Source organism: Variovorax sp. 38R, from assembly GCF_014843395.1.
Taxonomy (GTDB): domain Bacteria; phylum Pseudomonadota; class Gammaproteobacteria; order Burkholderiales; family Burkholderiaceae_C; genus Variovorax; species Variovorax paradoxus_H.
The window spans coordinates 4,781,910-4,801,433 of the sequence record NZ_CP062121.1 but is presented as its reverse complement, the minus strand read 5'-3'; the positions used below and the strand labels follow the sequence as shown (position 1 = coordinate 4,801,433).

Here is a 19,524-nt window from a genome sequence, read left to right as displayed (position 1 = left end):
ATGACCCACGCCACCGTCCACCAGGTGTTCGCCGCGACTGCAGCGCGCACGCCGCAGGCCGAATTCCTCTTCACCGAATCGGTGACCGCCGCCGCCTACGGCATCGCCGCCGGCGCCATCCGCTGGGGCGAAGCCGCCGCAGAAATCGAGCGGCTGCGCACCACCTACGCACAGGCCGGCTACGGCCACGGCCACCGCGTCGGCCTGCTGTTGGAGAACCGGCCCGCCTTCATCTTCCACTGGCTCGCGCTGAACGCGCTGGGCGCGAGCGTGGTGCCGATCAACGCCGAGATGCGATCGGCCGAGCTGGTCTACCTCATCGGCCACAGCGAGATCGGCCTGGCCGTCACGCTGCCCGAGCGCGCCGCCGACCTGCAGGCCGCCGCCGCGCAGGCAGGCGTGGCCTTCGAGACCATGGGCCCCGACGATGCCGTGCCGCCCGCGAAGACCGCCGCGCCGCGTGCGGGCGAGCCCGTCGGCACCGACACCGAATGCGGCCTGCTCTACACCTCGGGCACCACCGGCCGGCCCAAGGGCTGCATCCTGAGCAACGCGTACTTCCTGCGCGCCGGTGAGTGGTATGCCGCGCTCGACGGCGTGTGCAGCATCCGCCCCGATGCCGAGCGCGTGATCACGCCGCTGCCGCTCAACCACATGAACGCGATGGCGTTCTCGACCATGGTCGTGCTGGTTGCGGGTGGCTGCCTCGTGCAGCTCGACCGCTTCCACCCGAAGAGCTGGCTGGCCAGCGCGAAGGAAAGCGGCGCGACCATCGTCCACTACCTGGGCGTGATGCCCGCGATGCTGCTGTCGGCCCCCGCGTCGGCGGCCGACCGCGACCACGCGATCCGCTGGGGCTTCGGCGCCGGTGTCGACCGCAAGAACCACGCGCCCTTCGAAGAGCGCTTCGGCTTCCCGCTGGTCGAGGCCTGGGCCATGACCGAAACCGGCGCGGCCGCCTGCATCATGGCCAACCGCGAGCCGCGCCTGGTGGGCACCAGCTGCTTCGGTCGGCAGGAAGACTTCGTCGAGATCCGCCTCATGGGCGAGGACGGCAGCGACGTGGGCACAGACATGCCCGGCGAACTGCTGGTGCGCTCGGCCGGTGCCGACCCGCGCCGCTATTTCTTCTCCGGCTACCTGAAGGACGAAGAAGCCACGCGCGAAGCCTGGGCCGACGGCTGGTTCCACACCGGCGACCTCGTGCGCCGCGACGCCGACGGCAACTTCTTCTTCGTCGATCGCAAGAAGAACGTGATCCGCCGCAGCGGCGAGAACATCTCGGCCGTCGAGGTCGAGAGCGTGCTCAACCAGCACCCGGCCGTGAAGACCTCGGCCGTGGCCGCCACGCCCGATGCGGTGCGCGGCGACGAAGTGCTGGCCTGCATCGTGCTGCGCGAAGACACCGGGGTGGCGCAACGGGAAGCGATCGCGGCCAGCATCGTCCAGCATGCGCTGGCGCAGCTGGCGTACTACAAGGCGCCCGGCTACGTGGCTTTTGTCGACGTGCTGCCGCTCACGCCCTCGCAGAAGATCCAGCGCGGCCAGCTGCGCGAGATGGCGCAGACGTTGCCGGGCCAAGGCCATTGCATCGACACGCGCTCCATGAAAAAGAGGCAGGCATGACCAAGCGACGGCTCTCTTACGAAGGCGTCGCGGTCGCGGTGCCCGTCACCGTGCCCTACGTGCGCTATTCCACGCGCACCGCGCACTGGTTCGTCGGCCAGGCCATCGACGCGCTGGTGCAGGCCAGCGGCGTGGCCAAGGAACAGATCGATGGCCTGTGCCTGAGCAGCTTCTCGCTCTCGCCCGACACGGCCGTGGGCGTCACGCAGCACCTGGGCCTGTCGCCGCGCTGGCTCGACCACATGCCCACGGGCGGTGCCTCGGGCGTGATGTGCCTGCGCCGCGCGGCGCGCGCCGTGCAGGCGGGCGATGCCGACATCGTCGCCTGCGTGGGCGCCGACACCAACCACGTCGACTCCTTTCGCCAGACGCTGGGCAGCTTCAGCAACTTCGCGCGCGATGCCAGCTACCCCTACGGCTCGGGCGGTCCGAACTCGATCTTCGCGTTCATCACCGCCAACTACATGCGCACCTACGGCGCCACGCGCGAAGACTTCGGCCGCATCTGCGTGGACCAGCGCACCAACGCGCTGGGCAACCCCAACGCCATGTTCAAGAAGGGCCTCACGCTCGACGAGTACATGGCCGCGCGGCCCATCTCCGACCCGATCCATTTGTTCGACTGCGTGATGCCCTGCGCGGGCGCCGACGCCTTCCTCGTGATGAGCGAGGAGCGCGCACGCGACCTGGGCCTGGCGCACGTCGTGATCCGCGGCGCCATCGAACGCCACAACGCCTACGCCGAAGACCCGGTGATGGTGCAGGGCGGCTGGCGCATGGACCGCGACGATCTCTACGCGCAGGCCGGCGTGCAACCCGCCGCGCTCGACTTCGTGCAGACCTACGACGACTACCCCGTCATCGTGATGATGCAGTTCGAAGACCTGGGGTTCTGCGAGAAGGGCGAAGGCTCGGCCTTCGTACAGGCGAACACCATGACCTTCGACGGCAGCTTTCCGAACAACACCAGCGGCGGCCAGCTGTCCGCCGGGCAGGCCGGTGCGGCGGGTGGCTTCCTCGGCATGGTCGAGGCGATCCGACAACTGACCGACCAGGCCGGCGCCCGCGCTGTGCCCAACGCCCAGTTGGGCCTTGTCGCCGGCTTCGGCATGGTGACCTACGACCGCTGCCTGTGCACCGGCGCCGTCATCCTCGGGAGATCCGCATGACCATGCCGATGATGCGCCCCCCGCGCAAGAACCCGGTGCTGCGCACCCGGCAGATGAACCTGCCGCCCGGCGCGCGCGGCCGTGTCGCACTCGGCCTCACGGCTGCCGCTGCCGAAGGCCGCTTCGAGCTGCAGACCTGCGAAGACTGCGGCACGGTGCAGTACCCGCCGCGCGAGGTCTGCCACAAGTGCCTGTCGTCGGCGCTGCGCTGGCGCGCGCAGAGCGGCGAGGGCGCGCTGCTCGGCAGCACCACGCTGCACCACAGCAACGACCTGTTCTTTCGCGAGCGGCTGCCCTGGCGGCTGGGCCTGGTGCACCTCGACGCCGGCCCCACGCTCATGGTCCACCTGCATGGCGAGGTCGGCGAAGCGCCGCAACGCGGGCAACCCGGAGGGGACGCGCTACCGCGCGTCCGTGTCGGCGCCCGGCTCGACCGCGCAGGCCAGGCCGTTCTCATTGCTTTTCCGAATGAAGGGAGTCCCCACATGGCCGACGACAAGATGCTGCGCGAAATGACCAGCGACCCGAAATTCCGCAAGGTGCTGGTGACCGACGGCAAGACCGAGACGGGCCAGGCCATCGTGCGTGCGCTGGTGAAGGCCGGCGCCGACATCGTCTGGGTCGGTCACGCCGAACCCTGGAAGAAGATGGGCGACGGCCTCGATGACATCTCGGCGCTGCCGCAGGTGACGCTCGTGCCGCTCGACTTGACCAACGGCCGCCAGGTGACCGAGCTGGCGGGCTCCATCGGCGGCAAGGTCGACATCGTGATCAACAACGCCGAGGTGCACCGCACCTTCGGCATCGGCGCGCGGCGCGGCACCGACGTGGCCAAGGCCGAGATGGACATCAACTACTTCGGCCTGCTGCGCCTGGCGCAGGAGTTCGGCCCCGCGCTCAAGGGCCGCTCGGCCGATGGCGAGACAGGCGCGACCGCGTGGGTCAACCTGCTGTCGATCTACGCGCTCAGCAACTTCCCGCCGCACGGCACCTTCAGCGCCTCGAAGGCTGCGGCGCATTCGCTCGCTCAGTGCCTGCGTGCCGAGATGCGCCCCGCCGGCATCCGCGTGATCAACGTGTTCCCCGGTCCTATCGACGACGAATGGAATCAGCACACGCCGCCGCCCAAGCTGGCACCGACCGCACTGGCCAACGCCATCGTGAAGGCGCTGCGCGACGGTGTGGAAGACGTGTATCCCGGCGACGTGGCGCAGGAGTGGCTGGAGCGCTGGCGCGACAACCCCAAGGTGCTCGAGCGCGAACTCGCGGCGGGCGGCTGAGAACAGGAGCCACACGATGACCACCACCACCGAACTGATGTCCGCCGCCGAAATCCTCGGCGGCCTCGTGACCGCCATGGCCAGCGGCCGCATCCGCGTGATCGACCTCACGCAGACGCTCACGCCCGAGTTTCCGCAGATCGCGCTGCCGCCCGAGATGGGCCAGTGCTGGCCCTTCCGCATCGAGGAAGTGTCGAAGTACGACGAGCGTGGCCCGGGCTGGTACTGGAACAACTTTTCCTGCGGCGAGCACACCGGCACGCACTTCGATGCGCCGATCCACTGGATCTCGGGGCGCGATCTGCCGAACAACTCGGTCGACACCATTCCCGTGCAGCACTTCGTGGCGCCGGCCTGCGTGATCGACTGCTCGGCCGACGTGCAGAGCAACGACGACTACCTGCTGAGCGTGGCCGACATCGAGCGCTACGAAGCCGCGCACGGCCGCATCCCGAAGGGCGCGTGGGTGCTCATGCGCACCGACTGGTCCAAGCGCACCGACCCCGAGGCGTACCAGAACTTCGATGAAACGGGCCAGCACACGCCCGGCCCGAGCACCGAGGCCGTGCGCTTCCTGGTCGAGCAGCGCGACGTGCTGGGCTTCGGCTCCGAAGCCATCGGCACGGATGCGGGGCAGGGCTACCACCTGCGTCCGCCGTACCCCTGCCACTACTACATGCACGGCGCGGGCCGCTACGGTCTGCAGTGCCTGAGCAACCTCGACCTGCTGCCGCCCGCGGGCGCGGTGCTGATCTGCCCGCCGCTGAAGATCGAGAAGGGCAGCGGCAGCCCGCTGCGCGTGCTGGCCCTGGTGGGAGCCACGGCATGAGTGCGAGCGCATCCAAGGTCGCAGCCGTCACCGGCGGCAGCGCCGGCATCGGCAAGGCGATCTGCGAAGACCTGCTCGCGCAGGGCTACGAAGTGATTTCGCTCGCACGCCGCAAGGCCGAGATCGATCACCCGAAGATGCACAGCCTCGAGGTTGACCTGGCCGACCGCGCCGCCACCGGCGAGGCCGTGCGCGAACTCGTCGAGCGCTTCACACCGACCACCATCGTCCACAACGCCGGTGTCATCCGCGCCGCGCTGTTGCCCGAAGTGAAGCTCGACGACCTCGACGCGCTGGTCGACCTGCACCTGGGCTGTGCCATCCAGCTCGTGCAAGGCGCATTGCCCGCGATGCGTGCGCAGCGCTTCGGCCGCGTGGTGCTGCTGTCGTCGCGCGCCGCGCTGGGCCTGGCCACGCGCACCAGCTACTCCGCGACCAAGGCCGGCATGCTCGGCATGGCCCGCACCTGGGCACTCGAACTCGCGGCGGACGGCATCACGGTGAACGTGGTGGCGCCGGGCCCGATTCGCACCGACATGTTCTACGACGTGGTCGAGGCCGGCAGCGAGAAGGAGCGCGCACTCGCGGCCTCGGTGCCGGTCAAGCGCCTGGGCGAATCGGCCGACGTGGCACGCGCCGTGCGTTTCTTCGCCGACGCCGACAACAGTTTCGTCACCGGCCAGGTTCTGTATGTCTGCGGCGGCACCAGTGTCGGCAGCCTGGCCCTCTGAGTTTCATTTCAGCGTTCGTTTCGTCTCGTTCAAAAAACATCACCTCTGGAGCATCGCCATGAAAGTCCTGAACCGATTCCGTGCCCTCGCAAACATTGCCGTGGGCCTCGGTGCCCTGAGTGCCGTGGCGGGCGCCTGGGCCGCCGATCTCAAGGTCGGTTTCATCACGTCGCTGTCGGGGCCGGTGTCGTCGCTCGGCATTCCGTACGAAAAGGGCATGAAGGCCGCGCTCGCCTACAAGGCCGAACTCGGCGGCCGCAAGATCCAGCTGGTGCAGCTCGACGATGCGTCCGACCCGACCACGGCCGCGCGCAATGCACGCAAGATGATCGACGAGGACAAGGTCGACGTCATCATCGGCACGGCCGGCTCGCCCGGTGCGCTGGCCATTGCCGGCGTGGCACGCGAAACGAAAACGCCGCTGATCTCCATCGCCAACGCGAACCTGCCGGGCGACGAGGGCGCGTGGATGGTCACGCTGCCCCAGCCCGCACCGCTCATGGTGAGCGCGGTGGTCGAGCGCATGAAGAAGTCGGGCGTGAAGACGGTCGGCTACATCGGCTTCTCCGACGCCTGGGGCGACCTGGTGTACGGCGCGCTGCAGAAGAGCGCCGAGCCGGCCGGCATCAAGATCGTGTCGAACGAGCGCTATGCACGCGGCGATTCGTCGGTGACGGGCCAGGTGCTGAAGATCGTGGCGCTGCGCCCCGACGCGGTGATCACCGGCACCTCGGGCACGCCCGGCGCGTTGCCCTACCTGGCGCTCGCGGAGCGCGGCTACAAGGGCCAGATCTACGGCATGCACGCGCTCATCAACCCCGACTTCGTGCGCGTGGGCGGTGCGTCCGTCGAAGGCCTGCTGGCCCCCACCGGCCCGGTGATCGTGGCCGAGCAGCTGCCCAACGACAACCCGATCCGCAAGGTGTCGATGGACTTCCGTGCCGCCTACCAGAAGGCCAACGGCGCGCCGCCCACCGATGCCTTCTCGGCCTACACCTTCGACGCCTGGCTGGTGTACCTGGACGCCGCCCAGCGCGCGCTCGCCACCAAGGCCGAGCCCGGCACGCCGCAGTTCCGCCTAGCGCTGCGCGACGCCATCGTGAGCACCAAGGAGCTGGTGGGCACGCACTCGGTCTACAACTTCAAGCCGACGGATCGCTATGGCTCGGACGAGCGCTCGCGTGTCGTCGTGAAGCTCGAGAAGGGCCAGTGGAAGCTGGTTCCCTGAACGCCCGCCCGCTGACCCGATGAACGGCACCCACCCCATGCACCCGCTTCTTCGTTCTTCGCGTCGCCGACGCGCGACCGGCACCGTGCTGTTCGCCGCCGCGTTGCTGGCCGGCTGCGCCGTCACCGCACCTGGTAGCAGCGGCGAAGTCACCATCAAGCGCGACCGCTACGGCGTGCCGCACGTCTACGCCAGCGACACGCGCGGCCTGTTCCACGGCTTCGGCTATGCTGTCGCGGAAGACCGGCTCTACCAGCTGGAGATGGCGAGGCGCTCGGGCAACGGCAGCGTGGCCGAGGTGCTGGGGGCCGAGTTCGTGGCGACCGACAAGGCCACGCGCTCCAACATCGATCCGGTGTCGATCCGCCGCCAGATCGATGCGCTGAGCGCCGACGACCGCGCCCTGTTCGAAGGCTACGCCGCGGGCGTCAACGCGCGCATCCGCGACGTGCTGGCCGACCGCGCAAAGCTCATGCCGCGCGAGTTCATCGACAACGGCTTCGAGCCGGCACCGTGGACCGCCGACGACGTGGCCATGGTCTGGATCGGCCTGATCCTCAACCGCTTCTTCGCGGGCACCGCCGAGGTCGCGAACCTCTCGCTGCTCAACCAGCTCAAGGCCGCGCGCGGCGACGTCGCTGGCCTGCAGCTCTACGAGCAGCTGCGCTGGCTCGAAGACCCGACCGCGCCGACCATCGTGCCGCGCGGCAATCCCAACAAGCTGGCGCGCACCGAGCCCGGCGACGCCGCGCTCGCGCCGGTCTCCGCACAGGCCGCGGCCGACTTCCGCGCGACGCAGGTCGCCCGCATGGGCCTGGCCGCCACGGAAGGCATGCCGACCGCCAGCAACGCGTGGGTGCTCGGCCCCTCGCGCACCAAGGAAGGCGTGGCCGTTCTGTACAACGGCCCGCAGCAGGGCTTCAACAACCCGTCGTTCGTGCACGGCATCGGCCTGCACGGCGCGGGCTACGACCTCACGGGCCTGACACCCATCGGCCTGCTGCCGGTGCTGTTCGGCACCAACGGCACCATCGCCTGGGGCTCGACGGTGGGCTCGCTCGACACCAACGACATCTACCAGGAAACGCTGAACCCGGCCAACCGCTACGAGTACCGGTACGACGGCGCCTACCGCCCGATGACCCGGCGCACCGACGTCATCCGCGTGAAGGGCGCCGCGCCGCAGAGCGTGGATATCTACGCCACGGTGCACGGCTTCGTGCAGAGCTGGGACGTGGACAACGCCCGCGCCTACACCGCGCGCAGCACCTGGCAGGGTCGCGAGGTCGAGACCATGCTGGGCTGGGCGCATGCCGCACGGGCGCGCGACTGGTCAGGTTTTCTCGCGCAGGGCGAGCGCGTGGCGGCGTCCATCACCTGGTTCTATGCCGACGTGGCGGGCAACATCGGCGCCGTCGGCCTGGGCCGCATGCCGCGCCGCCCGGCCACGCAGGACATCCGCTTTCCCGCGCGCGGCGACGGCAGCATGGAGTGGCAGGGCAGCCTGCCGTTCAGCGCCAACCCGCGCGCCTACAACCCCGCGCAGGGCTACCTCGCGAGCTGGAACAACCAGATCGCCGAAGGCCTGCGCGCGGACGGCGCGAACTTCTCGCACGTCGACCGCGTGGCCGAAATCCATGCGCAGCTGCAGGGCTCGGCCAAGCTGGGCGCCGACGAGATCTGGCGCGTGAGCCAGGGCGCGGCATTGGCCGATCTGAACGCACGCTACTTCGTGCCCCTCATCGTCGACGCGGCGAAGGGCCTGCCGGCGGGCGACCCCGCGCGCCGCGCGGCCGACCTGCTCGCGAACTGGGACCTGAAGAACCGCGTCGCCCCGGGCGGCGAGGTCTACGACAACCGCGCCACCACCGTGCTGCGCGCGTGGCTGGGTGCGATGTCGCGGCGCCTGCTGGCCGACGACCTGCCGCCGGCCGTGTTCGCGACCTACGCCAACCTCGGCTATCCCACGCTCACGCCGCGCGGTTCGCCCGGCAGCGCGCAGCCGGCAGCGGTGGCCAAGCTGCTGTGGAACGCGCTGAGCGGACCGGCATCGGGCGTGCCGCAGCGCCACGACTTCTTCAACGGGCAAGACCCGCGCACGATGGTGCGCGCGGCGCTGACCGATGCGGTGGGCGAACTGCGCACCCGCCTCGGGCCCGACATGGCCGCGTGGACCACGCCCGTGGTGCGGCATCGCTTCTCGCGCATCAACGCCATCGGCGTGCCGTGGGCCGGCGCGGGCGACGAGCCCGAGGTCAGCCCCTACATGAACCGCGGCACGCTGAACTACCGCGTCGTGCTGCGTCCGGGCGCGCTCGACATGTGCTCGGTCGCAGCGCCGGGGCAGAGCGGCTTCGTGAGCCCCGCCGGCGTGCGCGACCGCCACCACGGCGACCAGCTCGCACTGTTCGAGCGCTTCGAATGCAAGCCGGAGCGGCTCACGCCCGCGCAGGTCGATGCCGACCTCGAATCGCGCCGCACCTTGCGCTACTGACCGTCCCTCGTTCCCACACCCACCCCCGCAGAGGAAGCTCCCATGAAGAAAATCTCCCGCCTTGGCCTCGCGCTGCTGGCCGCCTTCACCACCTTCGGTGCCGCGGCCGCAGACCTCAAGATCGGCTTCATCAGCTCGCTCTCGGGGCCGGTCGCGGCGCTGGGCGTGCCGTACGAGAAGGGCATCCGCGCGGCCATCGCCGAGCGGCCCGAGATCGGCGGGCGCAAGGTGCAGCTCATCGTGCTCGACGATGCATCGGACCCGACCACGGCCGGGCGCAACGCGCGCAAGCTGGTGACGGAAGACAAGGTCGACGTGCTCATCGGCACCTCGGGCGTGCCGGGCGCGATGGCCATCGCCTCGGTGGCGCGCGAACTCAACACGCCGCTCATCTCGCCCACGCCCGTGACCATCCCGGGCGCGGAAGGCGCGTGGACCGTCACCGTGTCGCAGCCGTTCCCGCTCATGGTGGCGGGCGTGGTCGAACGCATGCAGAAGTCGGGCGTGAAGACGGTCGCCTTCATCGGTTTCTCGGACGCACTGGGCGACCTGGCCTACGACTCGCTCATGAAGAGCGCGGCCACCGCCGGCATCAAGGTGGTGGCGAACGAGCGCTATGCGCGCAGCGATTCGTCGGTGGCCGGGCAGATCCTGAAGATCGTCGCGGCGCGGCCCGACGCGGTGTTCGCGGGCAACTCCGGCACGCCGGGCGCGCTGCCTTACCTGGCATTGGCCGAGCGCGGCTACAAGGGCAAGATCTACGGCACGCACGGCCTCATCAATGCCGACTTCGTGCGCGTGGGCGGTGCGGCCATCGAAGGCCTGCAGGTGCCCAGCGGCCCGGTGCTGGTGGCCGACCAGCTGCCCGACAGCAACCCCATCAAGAAGGTCGCGATGGGCTTTCGCAACGCCTACCAGAAGGTGAACGGCGCGGTGCCCACCGATGCGTTCTCGTCGTACACCTACGACGCCTACCTGCTGCTGGCCGACGCGGCCTCGCGCACCAAGGGTGAGCCCGGCACGCCGCAGTACCGCACGGCGCTGCGCGATGCCATCGTGGGCACGAAGGAGCTGGTGGGCACGCACGGCATCTACACCTTCAAGCCCGACGACCGCTACGGCTCGGACCAGCGCGGCGTGGTCATCGTGCAGATGAACAAGGGCCAGTGGAAGCTCGTTCCCTGATCCCGGCGTAGTCGGAGCCCACCGCCATGACCACCTACCGCAACCGCCCCGATCTCGTCGCGGCGCTGGTCCGCGACGACCGGGTGCACCGCGACCTGTACCTGAGCGACGAGCTGTTCGCGCTGGAGCAGGAGCGCCTGTTCGCCAACACCTGGGTCTTTCTGGGCCATGCGAGCCAGGTGCCGGAGGCGGGCGATTTCGTCACGCAGGAGATCGCGGGGCGCCCGCTGCTCATGGTGCGCCAGCCCGACGGCGCGGTGCACGTCATGTACAACCGCTGCGCCCACAAGGGCACGCAGCTCGTGACCGACGAAAGCGGCAACACCGGCCGCTTCTTTCGCTGCCCGTACCACGCCTGGACCTACAAGCTCGACGGCGCGCCGCTGGGCCTGCCGCTGAAGAACGGCTACGAGGGCACGCAGCTCAAGTCCTGCGAATCGGGGCAGGGGCTGTCGGTGGTGAAGCACGTGAAGGTGTACCGCGACTTCGTGTTCGTGCGCCTCTCGGACACGGGCCCGTCGTTCGAGGACTACTTCGGCGAGGTGCTCGGCGCCCTCGACAACATGGTCGACCGCTCGCCCGAGGGCAAGCTCACCGTGGGCGGCGGCGTGCTGCGCAACATCGTCCATTGCAACTGGAAGATGTACCTGGAGAACATCAACGACACGGTGCACCCGATGTCGACGCACGAGTCGGCCACCAAGGCGGCCGAGGCGCTGTGGGAAGGGCATGCGCCCACTGACCCCAAGCCGATGGCGATGGAGCAGATATTGCCCTTCGGCTCGGGCTACGAGTTCTTCGACAAGATGGGCGGGCGCGTGTTCGCCAACGGCCACAGCGTGCTGGGCGTGAACTTCAGCATCCACTCCAACTACGCGCAGCTGCCCGAGTACGAAGCGGCGATGCAGGCCGCGCACGGCGTGGCGCGTGCCACCGACATCCTGCAGCGCTCGCCGCAGAACTCGGTGCTGTACCCGAGCCTGTCGGTCAAGGGCTCGCCGCAGGCCATCCGCGTGATCCGTCCGCTGGCGGCCAATCGCACGCTCATCGAGGCCTGGAGCTTCCGCGCGGCCGGTGCGCCCGCGCTGCTGTTCGAGCGCGCCATGAGCTACAACCGGCTCGTGTTCTCGCCGATGTCGGTGGTGGCGCACGACGACGTGCACCTGTTCGAGAGCATCCAGCAGGGCCTGCGCGCGGGCGGCAACGAATGGGTCAGCCTGCACCGCAACCACGACCCGGCCGAGACGGAGCAGGCCACGGTGACCACGAACGGCACCAACGAACTGCTGATGCGCAACCAGTTCCGTGCGTGGGCAAAGGCGATGACCGTGGAGGCTGCGGCATGAACGATCCGCGCGACTTCATCGCCCACGAGGCGGCCCTGCTCGACGAGCGCCGCTTCGACGACTGGCTGGCCCTGTTCGCCGAAGACGGCCACTACTGGGTGCCGCTGCTCGGCGCGGCGCAGGCCGATCCGTTCTCGCACAACTCGCTGGCCTACGAAGACCGGCTGCTGCTGCAGCTGCGCGTGGAGCGACTGAAGAACCCGCGCGCGCATTCGCAGCACCCGGCCAGCCACAGCCAGCACGTGCTGCAGCCTTCACGCATCGAGGAAGAGACGAACGACGACGTGCGCCTGCGCACGCCGTTCCTCTACGTCGAGGCGCGCGGCGACGACCAGATCCTGTTGAGCGGCACCGCCCGCCACCACCTCATTCGCACGCCCACGGGCTGGGCGATCCGCGAGAAGCGCATCGACCTGCTCAACGCCACGCGTGCGTTGCCCGCGATCCAGTTGTTCATCTGAGTTACCTGTCCTTCTAACCATCCTCTCTGGAGCTACGACATGAAGAACCTGATGCAGACCTTGACGCGCGGTGCCCTCGCCGCAGCGCTGACCGCCTGTGGTGTGGCGAGCGCACTGGCGGCCGACCTCAAGGTCGGTCTCAGCGTGTCGCTGTCGGGGCCCAACTCCTCGCTGGGCGTGCCGTACGCCAAGGGCATGCAGGCCGCGCTGGCCTACAAGGGCGAGGTCAACGGCCGCAAGATCCAGCTGGTGGTGCTGGACGACGGCTCCGACCCGACCACGGCCGGGCGCAACGCGCGCAAGCTCATCGAGGACGAAAAGGTCGACGTGCTCATGGGCACCTCGGGCGTGCCGTCGGCCATCGCGATGGCGCAGGTGGGCAAGGAGGCCAAGACGCCGATGATCGGCCTCACGCCCATCCTGCTCGACCCCAATGAGAACCCGTGGGTCATGACGGTGGCGCAGCCCACGCAGCTCATGATCGACGCGGTGATCGAGCGCATGAAGCGCAACAACGTCAAGACCGTGGGCTACATCGGTTTTTCCGACGCCTGGGGCGACCTGGTGTACGAGGCCCTCAACAAGGCCGCGCCCGCCGCCGGCATCAAGGTGGTGAGCAACGAGCGCTATGCGCGCGGCGATTCGTCGGTGACCGGCCAGGTGCTGAAGATCGTGGCGCTGCGCCCCGACGCGGTGATGACCGGCGGCGCCGGCACGCCGGGCGCGCTGCCGTTCCTGGCGCTGCAGGAGCGCGGCTTCAAGGGCGGCGTGTACGGCCAGCACGGCCTCATCAACCCCGACTTCGTGCGCGTGGTCGGCGCGGCCGGCCAGAACGCGCTGATGCCCACGGGCCCGGTGATCGTCGCCGAGCAGCTGCCGGACAACTACCCGACCAAGAAGATCGCGACCGACTTCCGCGCCGTGTTCCAGAAGGTCAACAACGCACCCACCAGCGACGCCTTCTCGGCCTACTCGTTCGACGGCTGGCTGGTGTTCGTCGATGCCGCCTCGCGGGCCATGAAGAAGGCCGAGCCGGGCACGCCCGAGTTCCGCGTGGCGCTGCGCGACGCCATCTTCAGCACCAAGGAAGTGGTCGGCACGCACGGCGTCTACACCTTCAAGCCCGGCAGCCTGTACGGCGTGGACGAGCGCGCCCGCGTGATCGTCAAGCTCGACAACGGCCAATGGAAGCTCGCCCCTTGAATCTCCCGTTTTTCTTCACGACAACGACAACGATGACTCCGACAGAGGTTTTTCTATGAACTGGGACGTGGCGCTGATCCTCGTCACCGACGGCCTGGCCAACGGTGCCGTCTATCTGCTCGCCGGCCTCGGGCTGGTGCTGATCTTCTCGGTCACGCGGGTGGTGTTCGTGCCGTTCGGCGACATCGCGGCCTTTGCCGCCCTGTCGCTGGCGGCCTTCGAAACCGGCCGCGTGCCGCCGACCATCGGCATGGTCGCGGTGCTGGCCGCGCTGGCGCTGGCCACCGAAGTCGGCAGCCTGCTGCGGCGCGGCGAGACCGCACGCATACCGAAGGCGGTGCTGATGTGGGGCGTGCTGCCCGCCATTCCGTGCGTGCTCGCCTGGCTGGCGGCGCGGCCCGGCGTGCCGGTGGCCGTGCACATCGCGGTGGCGGTGCTGCTGGTGGTGCCCATCGCGCCGCTGCTGGCGCGCGTGGTGTTCCAGCCGATCGCCGATGCCTCGGTGCTGGTGCTGCTGATCGTGTCGCTCGCGTTGCACTTTCTGCTGTCGGGCCTGGGCCTGCTGTTCTTCGGGCCTGAAGGCTCGCGCACCACGCCGCTCACGAGCGCGGTGTTCACGCTGGGCGACGGCTTCACGGTCAGCGGCCAGGTGGTGCTGATGGTGGGCGCGGCCATTGTGCTGAGCGGGCTGTTCTTCCTGGTGTTCGAGCGCACGGTGGCCGGCAAGGCGCTGCGCGCCACGGCCGTGAACCGCGTGGGCGCGCGGCTGGTCGGCATCCGGCCGGTGCGCACGGCGCTGCTGGCCTACGGCTGCGCCTCGCTGCTGGCGGGGCTCATCGGCGTGCTGATTGCGCCGGTGACCACCATGTACTACGACTCGGGTTTCATCATCGGCCTGAAGGCCTTCGTGGCCGCGATCATCGGCGGGCTCGTGAGCTACCCGATGACGGCCATCGGCGCGCTGGCGGTCGGCGTGGTCGAGAGCTTCGCGTCGTTCTGGAGCGGCGCGCTGAAAGACGTGATCGTTTTCAGCCTGCTGATCCCGGTGCTCATGCTGCGCTCCTTCATGGCGGCCCATTCGGAAGAGGAAGAAGACGAGGTGGACCAATGAACGGCAACACGAAACGCATGGCGTGGATCGCGGGCGTCGTCGTCGTGCTGGCCTTGGTGCCGGCCGTGGCGGGCAGCTTCACGGTCTCGCTGCTGAACGACATCGGCATCGGCGCGCTGGTGGCGCTGGGCCTCGTGCTGCTCACCGGCGTGGGCGGCGCCACCTCGTTCGGCCAGGCGGCCTTCGTGGGCATTGCGGCCTACGCCACGGCGTGGCTCACCACCGCGCAGGGCCTGTCGCCGTGGCTGGGGCTGCTGTTCGCGCTGCTTCTCACGGGCCTGTCGGCGCTGGCCATCGGCATGCTCACCTTGCGCCTGGGCGGGCACTTTCTGCCGCTGAGCACCATCGCCTGGGGTCTGTCGATCGCGATGCTGTTCGGCAACGTCGATGCGCTCGGGCGGCACACGGGCCTGTCGAACATTCCGGCGCTGCAGATCGGCGGCTGGTCGCTGGCCGATCCGCGTGCGATGTACTACCTGATCTGGGTCGTGGTCGGGCTGGCCTGCCTGTTCAGCCACAACCTGCTGCAGTCGCGCCCCGGTCGCGCCATTCGCGGGCTGCGCGGCGGCGCCACGCTGCTGGCCAGCGTGGGGGCGGATGCGTACCGCGTGCGGCTGTCGTTGTTCGTCACGGCAGCGCTGTTCGCGGGGCTGGCGGGATGGCTCTATGCGCACATGAACCGGTTCGTGAGCCCGTCGCCCTTCGACGTGCGCATGAGCATCGAGTACCTGCTGATGGCCGTGGCCGGCGGGCTCGGACAGCTCTCGGGCGCGCTCGTGGGCGCGGCCCTGGTGCTGGTGCTGAAGAACGGCCTGCAGGACGTGCTGCCGATGCTCACGCAGCGCGCGGGCCAGCTGGAGGCCGTGGCCTTCGCGGCGCTGTTCATCCTGCTGCTGCACTTTGCGCGCGGCGGCGTGATGGGCCTGCTGCGGCGCTGGATGCGCCGGCGCGGCACGCCGCAGGGCGCCTCGCGCTATGCCGGTGCGCCGGTCGAACCGCTGCCGCACCGGCAACTGCCGGCGCGCGGCACGCCGGTGCTGTCGGTCAACGGCGTGGTCAAGCGCTTCGGCGGGCTGGTGGCGGTGAACGACGTGAGCTTCGACGTCAAGGCGGGCGAGATCGTCGGCCTCATCGGGCCCAACGGCGCGGGCAAGTCGACCATGTTCAACCTGCTGACCTGCACGCTGCCGATGAGCGCGGGCCAGGTGCGCTTTCTCGAGCACGACATCGCCGGCATGCCGCAGCGCGCGGTGGCGCGGCTCGGGCTGGCGCGCACCTTCCAGCACGTGAAGCTGCGCCCGCACATGAGCCTGCTCGACAACGTGGCGCTGGGCGCGCATTCGCGCACGCGCTCGGGCATCCTGAAGGCGGGCCTGCGGCTCGACCGCACGGAAGAAAGCCAGATCCTGCAGGAGGCGCAGCGCCAGCTCGACCGCATCGGCCTGGGCGACCGCGCGAACGAGCTCGCGGGCAGCCTGCCGCTGGGCACGCAGCGCATTCTCGAGATTGCGCGTGCGCTGGCCGCCGACCCCGTGCTGCTGGTGCTCGACGAGCCCGCGGCCGGCCTGCGCCGCAAGGAAAAGATGGCCTTGGGCGACCTGCTGCGCAAGCTGCGCGAGGAGGGCGTGACCATCCTGATCGTCGAACACGACATGGACTTCGTGATGAAACTGGTGGACCGTTTGGTGGTGATGAACTTCGGCTCCAAGCTCGTGGAGGGCGTGCCGTCGGCGGTGCGCGCCGACGAGCGTGTGCAGGCGGCTTACCTGGGGAGCGTTGTATGACCGCGATGCTGGAGATTGGTGATCTGCATGTCTCATACGGACAGGTAGAAGCGGTGCGCGGCGTGTCGCTCGACGTGCAGCCGGGCCAGATCATCTCGGTGATCGGCCCCAACGGCGCGGGCAAGACCACGCTGCTGGCCGCGGCCATGGGCCTGCTGCCGTGCAAGGGCACGCTGCGCTTCGAGGGCGAAGACCTGCAGGGGCTCGATGTGGAGTCGCGCGTGGAGCGCGGCCTGTGCCTCGTGCCCGAGCGCCGCGAGCTGTTCGGCGAACTCACCGTGCTCGACAACCTGCAGCTCGGCGCCTATGCCAAGCGGCTGCGCGGCGACGCGATGAAGCGGCAGCTGCAGTCGGTATACGACCGCTTTCCGCGCTTGGCGGAGCGCCGCGCGCAACGTGCCGACACGCTCTCGGGCGGCGAGCGGCAGATGCTGGCCGTGGGCCGCGCGCTCATGTCGGCACCGCGCCTGCTGATGCTCGACGAACCCAGCCTGGGCCTGGCGCCGCTCATCGTGCGCGACATCCTCACCATCGTGCGCAAGCTGCGCGACGACGGCGTGTCGATCCTGCTGGTGGAGCAGAACGCGCGCGCCGCGCTCGAAAGCTCGGACGAAGGCTATGTGCTGGAGACGGGCGAGATCGCGCTCTCGGGCGCGTCGGCCGAACTGGCCCGCGACCCGCGCGTGCAGGCCACCTACCTCGGCGGAGGCACGCACGATGACGAGTGACCCGCGCGCGGTGCCTCCGTCGCAACGCACGCTGCCCGCCATGCTGCAGCGGCAGGCCGCGCTGTTCGGCAGCCGTCCGCTGCTGCGCATCGCGGGCCGGCAATGGACGCACGCCGATGCGGCCGATGCCGCGGCCACGCGCGCCGGTGCGCTCGCACAGCACGGCGTGGCGCGCGGCGACCGCATCGCCGTGATGTGCGGCAACCGCATCGAGTTCCTCGACACTTTTCTCGGCGCGGGCTGGCTCGGCGCGTCGGTCGTCCCGGTCAACACCGCGTCGATGGGGCCGCAGATCGAATACTTCCTCGCGAACAGCGAGGCGAAGCTGCTGGTGATCGAGGCTGGCTTTCTGGAGCGGCTGGCCATGGCCGACCTGGCCCGTACGGCACTGCGCGAGGTGTGGGTGGTGGGTGAGCCCGAAGCGCCGTGGACGCCGCCCGCCGGCGTGCGCGTGTCGGCCTACCCGCCGGGCGCACAGGCCCTGCCGCCCGCCACGGTGCAGCCCGGCGACCCGCTCGCCATCCTTTACACCTCGGGCACCACGGGGCCGGCCAAGGGCGTGATCTGCCCGCAGGCGCAGTACTTCTGGTGGGGCGTGAACAGCGCCGAGGTGCTGGGCGTCGGCCGTGACGACGTGCTGTGCACGACGCTGCCGCTGTTTCACATCAACGCGCTCAACACCTTCGCGCAGGCCGCGCTCACCGGGGCCGAGGTGGTGTTCGAATCGCGCTTCTCCGCCTCGGGCTTCTGGCCGGCGATGCGCGCCAACGGCGCGACCGTGGTCTACCTGCTCGGCGCGATGGTGCCCATCCTGCTGGCGCAGCCCGAAGGCGAGGGCGAACGCCACCACCGTGTGCGCACCGGCCTCGGGCCCGGCGTGCCCGCGGCGGCGGGGCAGGCCTTCCTGGCGCGCACGGGCGTGTCGCTGCTCGAAGGCTACGGCTCGACCGAGACCAACTTCGCGATTGCCACCGCGCCCGATTCGCCGCGCGGCGGCGTCATGGGCTGGCTGCGCCCCGGCTTCCAGGCCTGCGTGGCCGACGAAGACGACGTGCCGCTGCCGCCCGGCGAGGCCGGCGAACTGCTGCTGCGCGCCGACGAGCCCTATGCCTTCGCCAGCGGCTACTTTCACATGCCCGAGAAGACCGTCGAGGCCTGGCGCAACCTGTGGTTCCACACGGGCGACCGCGTGGTGCGCGATGCGGACGGCGCGTTCCGCTTTGTCGACCGCATCAAGGACGCGATCCGCCGACGCGGTGAGAACATTTCTTCGTTCGAGGTCGAGCAGGTGCTGCTGAGCCACCCTGGCGTGGCCTCGTGCGCGGTGTACCCCGTGCGCTCCGAGCTGGCGGAAGACGAGGTGATGGCCGCGCTGGTCGCGCGCGACGGCGTGACCATCGACCCGGCCGAGCTGGCGCGTTTTTGCGAAGGCCGCTTGCCGTACTTCGCGGTGCCGCGCTACATCGACCTCGTGCTCGACCTGCCGCGCACCGAGAACGGCAAGGTGCAGAAGTTCAAGCTGCGCGAGCGCGGCGTGGGGCCGCAGACCTGGGACGGTCGGCCCGCGAAGACCTGATGACGCACGCCACGACGCTTCCGCTGGCAGGTCGCGTGGCCTTCGTGACCGGCGCGGGGCAGGGGCTGGGCGCGGCCATCGCGCGCGGGCTGGCGCAGGCTGGTGCGCGCGTCGCGCTGGCCGACATCGACGAAGCCAACGCCCAGGCCGTTGCCGTCGAGGTGAACGGCCTCGCGCTGCCACTCGACGTGCGCGACGAGCAGGCCTTCAACGACCGCTTCGCGCAGGCCGTGGCGCACTTCGGCGGCGTCGACATCCTCGTGAACAACGCAGCGCGCACGCCGACCACGTCGTTGTGGGACATCACGCCCGCCGAGTGGGACGACGTGCTCGCCATCAACCTGCGCGGCAGCTTCTTCGGCTGCCGCATCGCCGGGCGCCACATGCGCGCACGCGGTGCGGGCCGCATCGTCAACCTGGCCTCGCTGGCGGGGCAGCAGGTCAGCAGCGCCACCGGCGTGCACTACGCGGCCAGCAAGGCCGGCCTGCTGGCGCTGACGCGTGCCTTTGCGCAGGAACTGGCGCCGAACGGCGTGACCGTGAACGCGCTGGCGCCCGCCGCCATCGACAGCCCCGCGCTCACTGCGCTGGCGCCCGAGCGGCAGCAGGCGCTGAAAGCCGGCATCCCGCTCGGCCGCTTCGGCCTGGCCGACGAAGTGGCCGCCGCCGTCGTCTACCTGGCCTCGCCGGCCGCGGCCTTCATGACCGGGGCGACGCTGGACCTCAACGGCGGCCGTTTCATGCGGTAGCACCACGCCGGGGCGCAAGCGGCT

The 19,524-nt window shown here is 69.8% G+C and carries 16 protein-coding genes; all 16 read left to right on the top strand.

Features of this window, described 5'->3' with window-relative positions; translation table 11 throughout:
- The 16 genes from IG196_RS22165 to IG196_RS22090 are packed head-to-tail and all read left to right on the top strand — an operon-like array spanning position 1 to position 19,500.
- Positions 1-1,626: an AMP-binding protein gene (locus tag IG196_RS22165; protein WP_192193030.1), complete on the top strand. Its 1,626-nt coding sequence runs from the start codon at positions 1-3 to the stop codon at positions 1,624-1,626.
- Entirely contained in the window at positions 1,623-2,795 is a 1,173-nt protein-coding gene (locus tag IG196_RS22160) for a thiolase family protein (protein WP_192193029.1), read from the top strand. Before IG196_RS22165 ends, IG196_RS22160 begins: the two co-directional genes overlap by 4 nt.
- Complete coding sequence (locus IG196_RS22155) at positions 2,792-4,075, top strand: SDR family NAD(P)-dependent oxidoreductase (RefSeq protein ID WP_192193028.1); 1,284 nt, start codon at positions 2,792-2,794, stop codon at positions 4,073-4,075. The genes IG196_RS22160 and IG196_RS22155 overlap by 4 nt, the downstream gene beginning before the upstream one ends.
- Positions 4,076-4,091: 16 nt before the next feature.
- Positions 4,092-4,904 carry a cyclase family protein gene (locus IG196_RS22150; RefSeq protein ID WP_192193027.1) on the top strand — a complete coding sequence of 271 codons (813 nt, stop codon included), beginning with the start codon at positions 4,092-4,094 and terminating at the stop codon, positions 4,902-4,904.
- Entirely contained in the window at positions 4,901-5,635 is a 735-nt protein-coding gene (locus tag IG196_RS22145; protein ID WP_192193026.1) for an SDR family oxidoreductase, read from the top strand. The genes IG196_RS22150 and IG196_RS22145 overlap by 4 nt, the downstream gene beginning before the upstream one ends.
- Before the next feature lie 58 nt (positions 5,636-5,693).
- Positions 5,694-6,863 carry an ABC transporter substrate-binding protein gene (locus IG196_RS22140; RefSeq protein ID WP_192193025.1) on the top strand — a complete coding sequence of 390 codons (1,170 nt, stop codon included), beginning with the start codon at positions 5,694-5,696 and terminating at the stop codon, positions 6,861-6,863.
- Between the two features lie 37 nt (positions 6,864-6,900).
- On the top strand, positions 6,901-9,357 hold the full coding sequence (locus IG196_RS22135) for a penicillin acylase family protein (protein WP_192193024.1): 2,457 nt from the start codon (positions 6,901-6,903) through the stop codon (positions 9,355-9,357).
- A gap of 42 nt (positions 9,358-9,399) precedes the next feature.
- Positions 9,400-10,542, top strand: coding sequence for an ABC transporter substrate-binding protein (locus IG196_RS22130; protein ID WP_192193023.1), 1,143 nt, complete (start codon positions 9,400-9,402; stop codon positions 10,540-10,542).
- A gap of 26 nt (positions 10,543-10,568) precedes the next feature.
- Positions 10,569-11,888: an aromatic ring-hydroxylating dioxygenase subunit alpha gene (locus tag IG196_RS22125; protein ID WP_192193022.1), complete on the top strand. Its 1,320-nt coding sequence runs from the start codon at positions 10,569-10,571 to the stop codon at positions 11,886-11,888.
- Positions 11,885-12,349 carry an aromatic-ring-hydroxylating dioxygenase subunit beta gene (locus tag IG196_RS22120; RefSeq protein ID WP_192193021.1) on the top strand — a complete coding sequence of 155 codons (465 nt, stop codon included), beginning with the start codon at positions 11,885-11,887 and terminating at the stop codon, positions 12,347-12,349. The genes IG196_RS22125 and IG196_RS22120 overlap by 4 nt, the downstream gene beginning before the upstream one ends.
- A gap of 39 nt (positions 12,350-12,388) precedes the next feature.
- The gene (locus IG196_RS22115; RefSeq protein ID WP_192193020.1) at positions 12,389-13,552 is read left to right on the top strand and encodes an ABC transporter substrate-binding protein; all 1,164 of its coding nucleotides are present in this window, start codon (positions 12,389-12,391) and stop codon (positions 13,550-13,552) included.
- 55 nt (positions 13,553-13,607) lie between these two features.
- Entirely contained in the window at positions 13,608-14,663 is a 1,056-nt protein-coding gene (locus IG196_RS22110) for a branched-chain amino acid ABC transporter permease (protein WP_153282571.1), read from the top strand.
- Positions 14,660-16,447 carry an ABC transporter permease subunit gene (locus IG196_RS22105; protein WP_192193019.1) on the top strand — a complete coding sequence of 596 codons (1,788 nt, stop codon included), beginning with the start codon at positions 14,660-14,662 and terminating at the stop codon, positions 16,445-16,447. Before IG196_RS22110 ends, IG196_RS22105 begins: the two co-directional genes overlap by 4 nt.
- A complete protein-coding gene (locus IG196_RS22100) occupies positions 16,444-17,175 on the top strand; it encodes an ABC transporter ATP-binding protein (protein WP_192193018.1) in 732 nt (243 codons plus the stop codon). Before IG196_RS22105 ends, IG196_RS22100 begins: the two co-directional genes overlap by 4 nt.
- Positions 17,165-18,751: an ATP-dependent acyl-CoA ligase gene (locus IG196_RS22095; protein ID WP_192193017.1), complete on the top strand. Its 1,587-nt coding sequence runs from the start codon at positions 17,165-17,167 to the stop codon at positions 18,749-18,751. Before IG196_RS22100 ends, IG196_RS22095 begins: the two co-directional genes overlap by 11 nt.
- Positions 18,751-19,500 (top strand): SDR family NAD(P)-dependent oxidoreductase, encoded by a 750-nt coding sequence (locus tag IG196_RS22090; protein WP_192193016.1) that lies wholly within the window; start codon positions 18,751-18,753, stop codon positions 19,498-19,500. Before IG196_RS22095 ends, IG196_RS22090 begins: the two co-directional genes overlap by 1 nt.
- Positions 19,501-19,524: the final 24 nt, after the last annotated feature.